Source organism: Methylomonas koyamae (assembly GCF_019669905.1).
Lineage (GTDB): Bacteria > Pseudomonadota > Gammaproteobacteria > Methylococcales > Methylomonadaceae > Methylomonas > Methylomonas koyamae.
This window is the reverse complement of the sequence record NZ_AP019777.1, coordinates 2514953-2528442: the sequence shown is the minus strand read 5'-3', so window position 1 is coordinate 2528442 and position 13490 is coordinate 2514953. Positions and strand designations below refer to the sequence as shown.

The window sequence follows — 13490 nt, the reverse complement described above, 5'->3', positions numbered from 1 at the left end:
GTCTCTCCAAGGTGGGCGGTAAGCGGGCTGGTTTTGGAGGCAGCGGAGCGGCGGATTAGGGTGCCAGCCGGACGATGCGGCCTTCGACGCGTTGGGTAATCGTACGCTGCGGCAATTTGGCCAGCGCCGTTTCCACGGTTTGGCGGAAACCGATAGCCGTGCCGTCGTCCAGCCGGCGCGGGCTGGTTTTGCCTTCGCCTTTGCCGAAAATCTCATAGCCGTCGCTGGAACCGTGTTCCCAAATGAAATCGGTGCTGGCGACGCTATAGGTTTTGCGCAAATCCAGCGCCTGGTCTTGTTTAGCGCCGCGCGGCTTGATCCGCACGTCGCCGGCTTCGACCCGATACTTGACGCCGCCGTCGGCTTGGGGCTCGGCGTGGTAGCCGAAGCGGATGCCGGATACTTGCAGAAAGCGGCCGTCGCCCAAATGGGTTTTCGATACCGAATTATTCAGCACGTCCAACAGTTGCTGCCCGGTCAACGCGAAGCTGACCAGTTTGTTGTCGTAATAAAACAAGCCTTCCATGTCGTACAGCGTGACCGGGCCGGGCGGGATGTTGTCGTTGATGCGGATGCCGCCGCCGTTGGTAAAGGCGATGTCGGTTTGCATCCGCTCCCGCATCGTGTCGGCCAGGAAATTGCCGAGCGCGGTTTCCCGGCCGCGCACCGCCGGTTCCACCCCTTCCAGCAGATGCTCGGTGTAGCCCAGTACCTGTTTCAGGTCTTTGCCTTGCTTGTCGAACAGGCCGGCCAGCCGCTGCAACTGGCGCTCGACTTCGGCCGCCACCTGCGGGTCTTTGGCGATGGTTTGGTCCAGATCGACTTTGCGGTGGCTGCTGCTGACCTTGCCGCCGGCGAGGTAAACGTCGTGGACGATGGCGCTTTTATTGTCGGCGTCGGCCTTGGTAATCCAAGTGTTGCCGATCTGTTTTTCGATAAAAAAGTGCTCGTGGCCGCCGACGATCAAATTCACTTCCGGATACTCGCGCGCCAACCATTGGTCCTGGTCGAAATCCTGGTGGGTCAGGGCGACGATTGCCGCCGCGCCCTGACTTTTCAAGCGGTCTATTGCGCTACGAATGGCGGTGCGCCGGGCCGGCAGGTCGTAGTCGAATTCGATATAGGGCTGTTTGCGGCTATCCAGCTTAATGCCAAAAAATCCGACCTTGGCACCGCCGATTTGTTTGACCAACACGTCGTGCACCTGCGGCAGGCGTTTGCCGAACGGCTCCGCTGTCGCGCTTTCGCTGAAATTGAAACGGGTGTTGGACGAAATCCAGCTAAAGTCGGATTGCACGATCCGCCGCAGCAAGACCCCGGCGTCCGGCGTATCGAACTCGTGGTTGCCGAACACCGCCATCATCTCGTTATCGAATGCGGCCGGCGCGCCGTCGAGCAAATTCATGACCTGGACCATCGCATCGGCCTGTAGGTATTTGCTCATCACCGACGGAAACAAAAAATCGCCGCCGTGCAACAGCAATACCGGGGTAGCATCGGCCTGCAATTGTTGGCGCAGGGTACGCAAGCGGGCGAAGCCGCCGACGCCGCCGTTTTCCAAACCCTCGATTTTGTAGGAGTCGTTAACCTGCAGAATCCGGAAATGCGCGCTTGGCGCCGGCTCCGCTCCGGCAGGCGTATCGGAGGTGGGCACCGCGCTGCAAGCGGCAAGCGAGGCAACGACGGTCGCGAGTAACAGTGATTTGTTCGGCCACATAAAACGTATCCTCCGCGGAGTATGGAAAAGGTTGCCCAACAAGATAGCAGCGAATCGGAGTTAACCCAAAAATTGAAGGGTTTGCCGCCGGCGAAGGGGGCAATGTCGTTAAGTTAGGGATGGTAGGAGCGGGCCATGCTCGTGATAAAACGCTTCGGTCGCAGGCATGGCCCGCTCCTACAGGATTTGAACAAGCCGGTGTGTTCCAAATTTAATGACATTGGCGAAGGGGAGGGTAAGCCGAGTTTTGCGGAAAGCTAAACCGCCGGTTTTTCATGGCTTGTGCAGGAATTACATAACCCAAACCGATCCGGGCCTGCGTTCCGTTGGCAAAGCCCGCTGAAAGGAGATCGATGCTACTCTTATGCGGCGAATCAGTTTTTATGCTTGGGGTTGGGCGCGGGGAATTATGAGGGCTGTATGCTCGTGATGAATGTAAAAATTCTGGCGAAGGATTTTCGACACTTGCCGATAAATTGATGGCTAGATTCGAAACTTCCTTTGCCATAGTAATTCTGCTGATTGCGTTGCGAATAGCGAGCACTACGTTAGTAGCTGGCTCGTCAACGTCAAGTAGCGACGCCAGGCCGCACAGCCTGTGCAGTAACGCCAACGCCCGATCCTGTTTCTCAACTCGAAACGTTGCCGGTTCATGCCAAAATCGCCGAGTATCTGGTCAGATGAGTATAGGGTGTATCGAGGGAGTCCTAGAGAGGTAATAGAATTGTTTTATTGGGCGAGCCAAAACTGCCGGAAAGACCATAATTTGCAATGACAAGAGTCGGCAAGCAATCTCCTATTCAGATTGTAATTACGATTAGCTTGCGTAATCATACATTTCGAATTCAATAACTTAGCATTTAATAACAGAGCCATATGGGAACCTATAAAGTAAATATGCAATTTGAAGCTGAGGTTAGATGGATTGCTGAGGCTGTTTGGGGATTAGAGTCGGGCTCGTGTCAGCCAAGTCATTATCCAAATGATCCAGTTGTACGTGAACTTGACGGCATCGCAAGACTAAGGGACGTTACCCATCTGATTATGGTAACAACGAGTACAAAACTTGAGAAGGCGAAGAGTGATACAAAAAAGTTGAATGCAGCGGAAACCATCGAGCGTAAAACAGCACTAGCAGTTTCCAAGTGGCTAATTACATCTAAGCAACTTGATGCTGAACATATCGGACATGCCAGAAAAAATAATGTAACTGTTTTAACTCTTGAGCAGTTTAAACAGCGCTTTTTCGACGGTAGATCGTATCTGTCTAGGCGAGAAGTTGCTTCATTTGGCTCTGCTCGCAATCCATCAGATAACTCAGTCACAATAAGCGATGATGCCTACGCTACATTGCCGATGGTGATTGTCGAATCTGTAATGGTTAACGGAAAAAAAGGAAGTCATGTTGAGGAGCGACATACTCCTACTGATATAAAAGAGATATGTCACCTGATAGAAGAAGGCTACGTTGTAATATTGGTTGCACCATTTGGTGCGGGCAAGAGCTTAACAACTAGAGAAATATTCAGAATTATCGCGTCAAAATATCGAACTTCCGAGCATTCTTTAGTGCCGATATGCTTAAACCTACGTGAACATTGGGGGCAAGAATACTTCGATGAGATACTTGAGCGTCATGCTAGATCCATTGGTTTTACTCCGAAGGAAGATTTAGTTATTGCTTGGCGAGCGGGTGTTGCTTGTTTGTTGTTGGATGGTTTTGACGAGGTGGCCTCTCAAGCCATTGTAAGGAAAGATGATATTAATTTCATGAAAGAAGGAAGACGAATGGCGCTAACAGGAGTTAGGGATTTTTTGACAAAACTACCTACAGGGTTAGGCGCATTAATATGCGGTAGAGATCATTATTTTGACAACATGTCAGAATTAAAGCATGCATTGGGAATTACAGGAGATAACTATAGATTAGTCAGATTGGATGAGTTTACAGAAGATGGCGCAAATTCATTTTTAAAAAAGAATGGAATTGAACACCCTTTGCCAGACTGGCTGCCACGAAAGCCTTTGATTCTTTCATACTTAATCCAAAATAATCTTTTGAATGAAATACTTGATATAGATTCTTCGGAGGGATATGGGTATGCTTGGGATGCATTTATTTCAAAAATTGCTCATCGAGAATCAGAGCTGGAGCGATCGGTAATGGATGCTCAAGTTTTAAGGTGCGTAATGGAGCGGCTTGCTTTTTTTGTTAGATCTCTTCCATCTGGAAATGGGCCAATTACAGGGAATGATTTAGCAACTACTTATAACATTGAGACGGAGCAATCAGCTGGTGAAGGCGTATTGGCCCAATTGCAGAGATTACCAGGGTTAACTCAGCGTGACCAAGAAGCGGGTTCCAGATCATTTGTGGATCAGGATATGTTAGCCGCGTTACAAGGTGGAGCTCTTGCACGCGTTATTTGGGGACAATACTCAAATATAGGGCCCGCACCTCTATCAGCAATTTCGTCTAAGTCCGTGAGTATGACTTCATATTTACTAAGGCGAAATGGTGCTACAAGCTCCACTCCTTTTTCAATCGTTGAACGGTTATCTAATGAAGTAAAAACGCCTGCTAATTTGCAGCTCATTGCAGATTGCTTTGCTGTTTCTGCGGAAATGGCAAAGGAAGAAGAACATATTTTAGATTGTTATGGAATAGTTATTGAATCAGCTTTATTTCAAAGACTAGATTTAGAAGATTGTAACTTTCGTAAGGTCACTTTCTTAAACTGCGTGATTGATGAAGTATCAGTCGGAGCACTCAGCATTGATTTTGATGTTACTTTTCGAAACTGCATCATTAACAGAATTGGAGGTGTTGCAAATGAAATGGGGTTGCCAGAAAAGTTATTTGAGAAGTCATGTGAGGTGTTTGAATTTGATAATATGGGCACTACCAGCGCAGTTCTCCAATCCGATTTGGAGCCACAGGTAAAAGCGTTATTGACGATACTTAGAAAACTTTATCGTCAATCCGGCGCTGGACGAAAAATTTTGGCATTTAGTCGAGGTATAACTAAAAACGATGTTGCGGACTACATTCCACCAGTATTAAGCCTTATGGAAAAACATGGATTTGTAAGAATCTTTAATCAAGTTGTACATCCAGTGAGAAAGAATACAAATCGTGTTGAGAAAATACTTAATGCACCGTCAGTTAGTAAAGACGAACTGTTGTTAGCAGTTAAAGCACTTTAGCAAGTAGCCTCGATGGAATCGAGGATTCGAAGGCCAACACCCTTAAAGTTTGCCGAGACTAGTCTGATGACGGATGGGCGACACCCTCGATTCCGCTAACGCTGCATCGAGGCTACGCAAAACCTGCTCCGGTCGAGCAATCTAAATGCTATCAAGCGGCTATCCATTCCAGTGCGGTCACTGAAGCCAAAGCGCGATGGTCAGCTTTTGGCCGGTAGCGATCTTAAAACAAAACTGATTCGATGTTTCTAAGCAGGAAATTTGGGCTTACAAACAGCGCTCATCGAAGTACATACCAAGTAACTCCCCCATCGACGAATCGTCGCTAGGCTCTCGTTTACACTGGGCGATAACCGCAAGGAAGGAAATCCTTGCGGTCCGCCGAGAACACAATGGCGAATGCGCCAGTGCCAAAGCCAACCGAATGAGCGGCAGCGCAAATGCCTACCAAACGACCAAATAAAAAAAGCCTTACTTTTCCGTTTGCCCATGCTGCCACGCCTCGACGGCGAATTCGGCCAGTTCTCCGGCCAATTCGGCGATCAGGCGTAGAGCCAAGTAGGCAATTGCGGCTATCATCAGTGCAACGATTAATTTCATTTCTTTCCCGTAGGCCGAAGCGGCGATTTTGTCCGGCAGCGGTTGGGGGAGTGGGTTCGATTGGGAAAAGTTCCAAACCCGGTTCCCGGCGGTTGCGGTTCGATCCGCGCTCGATTGGGCCACGGCTAAGCGGCGGTTTTCGGAGGCAGCGATGCAACTCGTCAAAATACTGAGTGCGGCCATGATGCTGGCGGCAGTAATGCCGGTAGCGGCCGAACCGATCAAATGTGTGGTGGCAGGTAAGACGTTGTATACCGACGACGCCGAAAAATGCGCCAAGGGCGAAGTGAAACCGATCAACGGCGCCCTGGTCATTACCGAGCTGCCGGCCGCCAAGTCTGCCGGCAAAGCCGCACCGGTTTCGGCGCCGGCTGCCGCCGATTCGTTGCTGGATTCGTTGTTGCAGCGGCTGGGCATCACCCAACAGGAAGTCGCCGCCGGCTGGAAAACCGTCGACGAGGCCCGCCAACGCGGCGAGTGGCAGGCACCGCAGATGCCGGAAGATGCGCGTTAACTTCCGGCAAGCCGATAGCCGCAGCGCGCCTGCCAAGTCGGCGGCTAAGCGTGTTTCGAAATTGATCCGTGGTATCGGTTGGGGCATGGTGTTGGCCGGCCAGGCTTTAGCCGGGGAATACCATTTGACGATAGCCGAGAAACGAGTCGATATCGGCGGCGAACCGCAGACCGCCATTCTGGCCGACGACGGTCTGCCGGGGCCGACCTTGCATTGGCGCGAAGGCGAAGACGTGGTGTTGCATATCGAAAACCGGCTGTCGGAGCCGACCTCGATACACTGGCACGGAATCGAATTGCCCTACCGGATGGACGGCGTACCGGGTATCAGTTTCGAAGGCATAGCGCCCGGCGCCCGTTTCAGTTACCGTTTCCCGGTCAAGCAGAACGGCACCTATTGGTACCACGGCCATTCCGGCATGCAGGAGCAGCAGGGCTTGTTCGGGGCTTTAATCATAGAGTCGGCGCAGCCGCAGCCAGCAGCCGACCGCGATTACGTGGTGCTGCTGTCGGATTGGCCGCAGGCCGACCCTTACCGCACGTTGGCGCGGCTGAAAAAGCAGAGCGATTACTACAATTTTCAGAAGCGTACGGTCGGCGATTTCTTTGCCGACATCGAACGGCTCGGGTTGCGGGAAACCCTGAGCGATCGTTTGGCCTGGGGAGAGATGCGGATGGACCCGACCGATCTGGCCGACGTCAACGGTTCCACCTACCGTTTCCTGGTCAACGGCCGTACCCCGCAGATGGCGCAGCATTTTTTGTTCAAACCCGGAGAACGAGTGCGCTTGCGCTTCATCAACGCTTCGGCGATGACCTATTTCGATGTGCGTATGCCGGGTTTGACGATGCAGGTCATCGCCGCCGACGGCCAAAACCTGCAACCTTTGAACGTTAACGGATTCCGGATCGCCGTCGCCGAAACCTACGACGTTATCGTGCAACCCCAGGCCGAACGGGCTTACAGCATTTTCGCCGAGGCAATGGACCGTAGCGGTTACGCTCATGCCAGTCTGTCGCCGCGGGCGGATTGGCTGGCGCCGGTGCCGCCGCCGACGCCGCGCACTTTGTTGACGATGGCGGATATGGGCGGCGCCCACGCCGGACACGCGGCGCAAGGTGATAATCATCTCGAACATGCCGAACACGCCGAACACGCCGAATACGGCGGCCATGCTTCCCAGGCTGGCGAGAATCTCGAAGCGGCCAAACCGGCCGCGGAGCATGCCGCCCATGCCGGCCACCATCACGCCGCCATGCCGCCGGAAATTCCGTCGTATCAGACCCTCGATTACCGCGATTTACGCGCCGAAACCGCCACGCCGCTGGGCAAGCCCGACCGGGAAATCGAATTGCGGCTGACCGGCGACATGCGGCGCTATATCTGGTCGTTCGACGACGTCAAATACGCCGACGCCGAACCGATTCGGGTCAAGTTAGGCGAAGTGGTGCGCTTTCGTTACGTCAACCAGACCATGATGAACCATCCGATCCACATCCACGGCTTGTGGCAATACCTGGATATCGGCGCCGGCGCATACAATCCGAAAAAGCACGTTATCAACGTCCGGCCGGGGACGACTGCGGTGGTCGACGTGCCGGCCGATGCGGTGGGCGAATGGGCGTTTCATTGCCATTTGCTGTACCACATGGATACCGGCATGTTTCGTAAATTGATCGTCGAGGCGCCGGATCGTGAGTAACGGCTACCGCATAAAAGCGGCGGCAATCGGGCTACTGTGGCTAGTGCCGGACTGCCAAGCCCAAGACGGCCACATGCTGTTTAACCGCTTTATCGCCGAGCGTCTGGAGTACGAGGGAAACGGCGGCTTGCATCTGGCGAAATGGGATGTACAGGATTGGTTCGGCAACGACGAGCACAAACTCTGGCTGAAAACGGAAGGCGACTATTCCGCCGACCAGGGTATCTTCGGCCGGGCCGATTTGCAGGTGTTGTACAGCCGGAACGTCGATAGTTTCTGGGACTTTCAAATCGGCGCCCGCCGCGCGTTCGAACCGGAACGCACCTTCGACGCGGTGATCGGGTTTCAGGGCTTGGCGCCGTATTTTTTCGAAGTGGACAGCGCGCTGTTCGTCACCGAGAAGGGCAACGTGCTGGGCCGTCTGACGCTGAGTTACGATCTGCTGTTGAGCCAGCGCCTGATCTTGCAGCCGCGCATCGAGCTGAATCTGGCGGCGGCAGATTTGCAATCGCGCGGGGTCAAAGCCGGGGTAACCGAATTCGAGGCCGGTTTGCGGCTGCGTTACGAAATCGAACGCGAGTTTGCGCCTTATCTGGGCGTCGATTACGTCGAAGAGCAATCGCTACGCGAACACCAGCACAGTGTCAGAGCCGTCGCCGGCTTCCGGTTTTGGTATTAAGCCAAGGCGCTGAACCAGTGCATCACATTGCTTGTCTGACGTGGCCAGGACGATAACCCACAACGGGGAAGTGGCTATTCAACACTTTTTAGGAGAGCCGCTATGTCAAACTTTAACTCGATCGCCACCGCTATTTTACTATTCTGCGCCGCATTCGCCGCTACTGCGGCCGGCGAAACCAAGCCAGCGTATTCGCCGGATAACACCGTTCAAACCTTCAGTAAAACCGTCCACGGCGGCGTGCAACACGTGGTCGTCAAGGCCGGCGCCGACGCTAAGCTGACCGATGCGATCCAAGCGCATCTGCGCCAGTTGGCGGGCGCTTTCGCCAGCGGCGATTTCTCGGCGACCGAACGGATGCACGGTGCCACCATGCCCGGCTTGGCAGCGCTGAAAAGCGCGAAACCGGACGAGATTCGCTACGATTACCGGGCTTTACCGAACGGCGCCCAGATCCATTACAGCAGCGAATATCCGCATTTGGTGCAGGCGTTGCACGAATGGTTCGACGCCCAGACCGCTGCCCACGGTGCGGCGACGGTACCGGGACATCAACAGCACCATGCCGCACCGGCGCAGTAACGCGGCCGGACCGGAAACGCTTCAGGCACACCGGCTTGATGTGCCTGGTTCACCCCCAAGGCCGCTGAATGGCTTTTCGATTTTTCCCGAACGGGAACTCCGATGCTTGTCTATCGCAAATTCTAAATTAAATTTCCCGTTCGGGAAATTGAACTTGCATATTAGTTGTGTTCGCCCAATAATTTCCCGAACGGGAAAAAATCATGATCAACATTCACTCCACCCAACAACTTGGCCAAGCGCTACGCACCGCTCGCAAACACCTCGGATTAACTCAATCCGAATTGGCGTTGGCGGCAGGCGTGGGTGTGCGCTTTATCGTCGATCTCGAAGCCGGCAAGCCGACCGTACGCCTGGAAACGGTGATGCGCGTGATCGAGGCATTGGGTGGTGAGGTCATGCTTGATGGCCTGCCGGACACCACCGAAGCACCATGAGCCATTTGCTTGCCGTCTATTTATTTGATCGTCGAGTGGGGGATTTGACTCTGGTTGAGGGCAGACTGCAATTTAGCTATGACGCAGACTGGCTGCAACGAGCCGACGCTACCCCTCTCTCCTGTTCGTTACCGTTGCAAGTTGAGCCGTTCAACGACCAACAAACGCGGCCGTTCTTTGCCGGCCTGTTACCGGAAGGCAAATTACGCCAACTGATCGCCCGCCAGTTTCAGATCTCGAGACAAAATGACTTTGCCTTGCTCGATCATATCGGCGGCGAATGCGCCGGTGCCGTCTCACTGCTACAGCCTGACCAAACACCGCTTGTACCGAAAACGACGAATGAGATTGACTGGTTATCCGACACTGACGTCCTTGCCTTGCTGGATGAATTACCGCAGCGCCCGATGCTGGCAGGTCAGGATGGCTTGCGTCTATCGTTGGCGGGCGCTCAGGATAAGTTGCCAGTGGTGTTTGATGGTCAACGAATCGGTCTGCCCCGCAATGGCACGCCCAGTAGCCATATTCTCAAACCGGCCATCGCTGACGTCGAAGACAGTGTAAACAACGAAGCTTTTTGCATGGCATTGGCCAGAGCAATGCAACTTCAGACCGCACAGTCGCAAATTGGCAGAATTGGAGAACGCCAATTTCTGTTGGTTGAGCGTTACGACAGAACACTGGCTGCAAATGGCCAACGCTTGCGGCTGCATCAAGAAGATTTCTGTCAGGCGCTCGGCGTGGTGCCGGAACTGAAATATCAGAACGAAGGCGGGCCGGGGTTGGACCAGTGCTTTGACTTGGTCCGCCGCGTGACCCGACCGAGTGCTCCGCAGGTGTTGCGTCTGCTGGATGCAGTGATTTTCAATGCCTTGATCGGCAACCACGACACCCATGCCAAGAACTTTTCTATCTTGTATGCAGAGAAGGGTTCCGTTCTGGCGCCGCTCTACGACGTATTGTCAACCGCCGTTTATCCCAGTCTGACGCCCAAAATGGCGATGCAGTTGGGCGGCAAATACAAGTTCAGCGAAGTGCAGGCCCGGCATTGGGATCGTTTTGCTCAAGCGGCGGGCTTGTCGGTAGCGCAAACTCGAAAACGTATCCTTGGTTTATGCCAACGGCTACCGCTGGTCGCGCGCACTTTGCAGGCCTCGGCGGATCATGAATTTGTCGGAAATCCGCTGGTTGAACAAATCGTAGAACTGATCGAGCAACGCGCGGCGTTGACGGCCAGACGGTTGACCGATAAGGCCTAAAGCCAATCGGCTGTTATTGCTACTGGCGCAGTATCACCTCAGTGAGATGGTCATTGCATAGCAGAAAATTCCAGACACCGCCGTCTGGTCTGCTGCATCACTCGGATCGAGGCAGCCAGTATGCCAGTCGGGAATATCGGCAACATCTGGCAGTGATGCGACTAAGTTTGTTTTCTTTAGGCGGATAGCGGTTTGTAGCTTTTTGGTACACCGTAATACCAGCATTATTGGCAACCCCTTTGGTTTATAGGCTTTTCATTGTTCTTCGTGGGCCTCAAGTCCTGGAGTTGCGTAAACTATGAGTGGATATTTTGCTGACAATGTAGCCATGACATTTTGGACCAAGGCACCGTCATGTGCTGACTTGATCTGATGTTTCATTGAGGTAAAGGTATCAACCGCCACTTTCTCGTTGCCATCGGTAATCCAAATCCATGAATCGCATTGGTGACCTTGTTGGATTTCATGAAAGTTCTCCTTCAGATATGCGACCAATTCATCGTGGAAGTCCCAATAGTCTTCGGAGTATTTCATTTCAGCAAAAATCACGTTGGCCTTTGATTCGTTGTTATTTTCTCAGTGGATCGAGCATTGGCTTCAAGCCATTGTGGTCAATCTCCTGCATCAGTGCCAATAATCGGCCAAGTTCCCCATTGGGAAAACCTTCTCGTGCAAACCAATTCAGATAGTGACCAGGTAAATCGGCAATAACTCGGCCTTTGTATTTGCCAAAGGGCATGGCAAATATCACTAACTTGTTTAAATCTTCGGGGTTCATCAGGCCAACTCGACGCCGATAATGTTGCCTTGAATATCCAAGTTCAACCGCAAGCGACCATAACAGGATTTCTGATCGCACTGGCAACCGGAGCCTTCCATGATGCTTTCTAGAAACGTCACATAAATCAACAAATGGTCGGCATGCCGTTCGAGGATTTCATAATCAATAGAGTCACTGATGATCCAGCCGTTCTGTGTGCAAAAAGCACTGAGCTGATTGCTGGTTTCCAGTAGCTGGGTGATGGCTAAGGCTTCGGACATGGCTTCGTTTACTTCTTATCTGGTTCGAAATCGGAAATTACCGTGTATTCGGCGCTAATGCTATCGCCTTCGCCTTGCCTAAAATTTTGTTGCTGAACCGTTTTCATCAATCGCCATGCTTTGTAGCCGATAATGCCCATCGGAATCAACAAAACGGCAAAAAACGCTGAAAAGACTACCGTGCCGACGACAGCACCGGCAATCATCGCCGGAATAGCCAGGATTTTGGATAGACTGGAACCTGTGCTTTCTTCGACCTGATATTCAAGTCGGCGCTGTGGATTGTCCGACGTGCCGATACAGACAGTTCGTTTGTAGATTTTGAACATGGGCAGCTTCAAAGGTTAATTCACGTGCAGACCGAATGGTGATTGCCGATAGTATTGCTCAAATTGTCGGTAGACGGCGAGGTAGTGGGTGAACAGCACCTCGGGCTTGGTAAAGAAGTATTCGCTCAATACAGCAAAGAATTCAGCGGGGCTGGTGGCTGCGTAGGCATTTACGCAAGTTCGCTCATGATGCTCAACACTTTGTTGTAATGCGGCATAGGCTTCAGTCAGTGCGGTAGTCCAGTCGGGGATCACCATCTTGAAATGCAACGGTGGTATTCCGTTACTGCTGCCGTCGAGCATATCGAGTTTGTGGGCGATTTCATGAATGACAACATTCTGTCCCCGCTGAGCGTCGGCTATATCGTGCTCAATATCCGACCACGACAGCACGATAGGCCCGCGGGACCACGCTTCACCACTCAGTAGTCTTTCTTCTTGGTGTACCACACCAATTTCATCGACTTGCTCGCGATTAACGAAAAACGCATCGGGATAAACCACAATATCGGTCCAGCCTGACAACAAGCCAAAACCTAAATGCAAAATCGGCAGACAGGCTTGCACGGCAATGGTCACCTGCATCTTGTCAGTTAGCTCTATCCCAACACAGATAAAACGCTTTTCATGCAAAAACAAGGTGGTCAGTTCGCGCAAATGCGCTTTCTCTACCGCACTCAACCGATGCAAAATCACTAACCGTTCGGTCACACTGTGCCAAATATCGTGGCGTATGGGATACCGATGCAGAAGATAACGGGTCTTAATTCGACGAATGAAATTCATATTCTGATCGATACGATGTAAACACGCATCATTTTAGCCCCACCGAGTGAGTAACCTTTATTGCCATGACCTCAGCAGCTATCACCAATCTGGTCTAGTTTGGTACTGGCGATGATTTAGGCTTTCAGAATCGTGGGAACAACAGGCCGCCCATCAAACCCGATACGACACTAAAGATCACGGCCAATATGATAATGGCGGGAATAGACGCCAAAGCCCATTTCACCATCTATGTAACGATAGAGAAAAACGGCATCTGTAGATCAACAACAATGACTTTCTTGGCTTCTTCGTCGCTCATGTCTTTACTCCAGAATATCAGAAGCAGAGCTATGAATAGCGAAGTGGGCATAATGTCTCAAACAAACAGGCTAATTTATTGCCATTTGCTGTGACGTGTTTTGGTCAAGTGTGACGTGAGTATGTCGCAGAATGATTGGGCATAAAAAAAGGACTTAGCCAAATTGACTAAATCCTTGATTTTTATATGGTGCCTCAGACCGGAATCGAACCGGTACGACCTTTCGGTCGCGAGATTTTAAGTCTCGTGCGTCTACCTATTTCGCCACCGAGGCTTTCCGAACATGTGTTGGAAGGCCGCGAATTCTAAAGCAATGCCGGCAATTGTCAATCGAAA

General features: G+C 52.1%; 14 protein-coding genes and 1 tRNA gene. 7 read left to right on the top strand and 8 right to left on the bottom strand.

What is annotated here, in order from left to right:
• Window positions 1-55 precede the first annotated feature (55 nt).
• Entirely contained in the window at window positions 56-1717 is a 1662-nt protein-coding gene (locus MKFW12EY_RS11420; protein WP_221053014.1) for a bifunctional metallophosphatase/5'-nucleotidase, read from the bottom strand.
• Window positions 1718-2593: 876 nt separating this feature from the next.
• Between MKFW12EY_RS11420 and MKFW12EY_RS11415 the strand changes: the two genes are divergently transcribed.
• Entirely contained in the window at window positions 2594-4924 is a 2331-nt protein-coding gene (locus MKFW12EY_RS11415) for an NACHT domain-containing protein (RefSeq protein ID WP_054760857.1), read from the top strand.
• Between the two features lie 471 nt (window positions 4925-5395).
• Here the strand turns inward: MKFW12EY_RS11415 and MKFW12EY_RS23190 are convergent, their stop codons facing one another.
• Window positions 5396-5524, bottom strand: a complete 129-nt coding sequence (locus MKFW12EY_RS23190; protein ID WP_256360751.1) for a hypothetical protein — start codon at window positions 5522-5524, stop codon at window positions 5396-5398.
• Between the two features lie 151 nt (window positions 5525-5675).
• Between MKFW12EY_RS23190 and MKFW12EY_RS11410 the strand changes: the two genes are divergently transcribed.
• The 6 genes from MKFW12EY_RS11410 (at window position 5676) to MKFW12EY_RS11385 (ending at window position 10697) form a co-directional block, all read left to right on the top strand.
• The gene (locus tag MKFW12EY_RS11410) at window positions 5676-6038 is read left to right on the top strand and encodes a hypothetical protein (protein WP_157199302.1); all 363 of its coding nucleotides are present in this window, start codon (window positions 5676-5678) and stop codon (window positions 6036-6038) included.
• Window positions 6028-7740 (top strand): copper resistance system multicopper oxidase, encoded by a 1713-nt coding sequence (locus MKFW12EY_RS11405; RefSeq protein WP_221053013.1) that lies wholly within the window; start codon window positions 6028-6030, stop codon window positions 7738-7740. Before MKFW12EY_RS11410 ends, MKFW12EY_RS11405 begins: the two co-directional genes overlap by 11 nt.
• Window positions 7733-8419: a copper resistance protein B gene (locus MKFW12EY_RS11400; protein WP_245006283.1), complete on the top strand. Its 687-nt coding sequence runs from the start codon at window positions 7733-7735 to the stop codon at window positions 8417-8419. The genes MKFW12EY_RS11405 and MKFW12EY_RS11400 overlap by 8 nt, the downstream gene beginning before the upstream one ends.
• Window positions 8420-8521: 102 nt before the next feature.
• A complete protein-coding gene (locus tag MKFW12EY_RS11395) occupies window positions 8522-9001 on the top strand; it encodes a hypothetical protein (RefSeq protein WP_054760863.1) in 480 nt (159 codons plus the stop codon).
• A gap of 203 nt (window positions 9002-9204) precedes the next feature.
• Window positions 9205-9438, top strand: coding sequence for a helix-turn-helix transcriptional regulator (locus MKFW12EY_RS11390; RefSeq protein WP_221053012.1), 234 nt, complete (start codon window positions 9205-9207; stop codon window positions 9436-9438).
• Window positions 9435-10697 carry a type II toxin-antitoxin system HipA family toxin gene (locus MKFW12EY_RS11385; RefSeq protein ID WP_054760866.1) on the top strand — a complete coding sequence of 421 codons (1263 nt, stop codon included), beginning with the start codon at window positions 9435-9437 and terminating at the stop codon, window positions 10695-10697. Before MKFW12EY_RS11390 ends, MKFW12EY_RS11385 begins: the two co-directional genes overlap by 4 nt.
• A 255-nt stretch (window positions 10698-10952) precedes the next feature.
• Here the strand turns inward: MKFW12EY_RS11385 and MKFW12EY_RS11380 are convergent, their stop codons facing one another.
• From MKFW12EY_RS11380 to MKFW12EY_RS11355, 6 genes are all read right to left on the bottom strand, one after another.
• Entirely contained in the window at window positions 10953-11231 is a 279-nt protein-coding gene (locus MKFW12EY_RS11380) for a hypothetical protein (protein WP_221053011.1), read from the bottom strand.
• Between the two features lie 34 nt (window positions 11232-11265).
• Complete coding sequence (locus MKFW12EY_RS11375; RefSeq protein ID WP_221053010.1) at window positions 11266-11475, bottom strand: DUF3820 family protein; 210 nt, start codon at window positions 11473-11475, stop codon at window positions 11266-11268.
• On the bottom strand, window positions 11475-11738 hold the full coding sequence (locus tag MKFW12EY_RS11370) for a hypothetical protein (protein WP_221053009.1): 264 nt from the start codon (window positions 11736-11738) through the stop codon (window positions 11475-11477). Before MKFW12EY_RS11370 ends, MKFW12EY_RS11375 begins: the two co-directional genes overlap by 1 nt.
• An 8-nt stretch (window positions 11739-11746) precedes the next feature.
• Window positions 11747-12067 (bottom strand): hypothetical protein, encoded by a 321-nt coding sequence (locus MKFW12EY_RS11365; RefSeq protein WP_054760914.1) that lies wholly within the window; start codon window positions 12065-12067, stop codon window positions 11747-11749.
• A gap of 15 nt (window positions 12068-12082) precedes the next feature.
• Window positions 12083-12853: a M90 family metallopeptidase gene (locus tag MKFW12EY_RS11360; protein WP_054760870.1), complete on the bottom strand. Its 771-nt coding sequence runs from the start codon at window positions 12851-12853 to the stop codon at window positions 12083-12085.
• Window positions 12854-13341: 488 nt separating this feature from the next.
• Window positions 13342-13428 (bottom strand) — tRNA-Leu (locus MKFW12EY_RS11355).
• Between the last annotated feature and the right edge of the window lie 62 nt (window positions 13429-13490).

What these genes read in the sequence shown, in the direction of transcription:
- MKFW12EY_RS11420 (WP_221053014.1), bottom strand. Translation starts at nt 1,717, where the DNA reads ATGTGGCCGAACAAATCACTGTTACTCGCGACCGTCGTTGCCTCGCTT.
- MKFW12EY_RS11415 (WP_054760857.1), top strand. Translation starts at nt 2,594, where the DNA reads ATGGGAACCTATAAAGTAAATATGCAATTTGAAGCTGAGGTTAGATGG.
- MKFW12EY_RS23190 (WP_256360751.1), bottom strand. Translation starts at nt 5,524, where the DNA reads ATGAAATTAATCGTTGCACTGATGATAGCCGCAATTGCCTACTTGGCT.
- MKFW12EY_RS11410 (WP_157199302.1), top strand. Translation starts at nt 5,676, where the DNA reads ATGCAACTCGTCAAAATACTGAGTGCGGCCATGATGCTGGCGGCAGTA.
- MKFW12EY_RS11405 (WP_221053013.1), top strand. Translation starts at nt 6,028, where the DNA reads ATGCGCGTTAACTTCCGGCAAGCCGATAGCCGCAGCGCGCCTGCCAAG.
- MKFW12EY_RS11395 (WP_054760863.1), top strand. Translation starts at nt 8,522, where the DNA reads ATGTCAAACTTTAACTCGATCGCCACCGCTATTTTACTATTCTGCGCC.
- MKFW12EY_RS11390 (WP_221053012.1), top strand. Translation starts at nt 9,205, where the DNA reads ATGATCAACATTCACTCCACCCAACAACTTGGCCAAGCGCTACGCACC.
- MKFW12EY_RS11385 (WP_054760866.1), top strand. Translation starts at nt 9,435, where the DNA reads ATGAGCCATTTGCTTGCCGTCTATTTATTTGATCGTCGAGTGGGGGAT.
- MKFW12EY_RS11380 (WP_221053011.1), bottom strand. Translation starts at nt 11,231, where the DNA reads ATGAAATACTCCGAAGACTATTGGGACTTCCACGATGAATTGGTCGCA.
- MKFW12EY_RS11375 (WP_221053010.1), bottom strand. Translation starts at nt 11,475, where the DNA reads ATGAACCCCGAAGATTTAAACAAGTTAGTGATATTTGCCATGCCCTTT.
- MKFW12EY_RS11370 (WP_221053009.1), bottom strand. Translation starts at nt 11,738, where the DNA reads ATGTCCGAAGCCTTAGCCATCACCCAGCTACTGGAAACCAGCAATCAG.
- MKFW12EY_RS11365 (WP_054760914.1), bottom strand. Translation starts at nt 12,067, where the DNA reads ATGTTCAAAATCTACAAACGAACTGTCTGTATCGGCACGTCGGACAAT.
- MKFW12EY_RS11360 (WP_054760870.1), bottom strand. Translation starts at nt 12,853, where the DNA reads ATGAATTTCATTCGTCGAATTAAGACCCGTTATCTTCTGCATCGGTAT.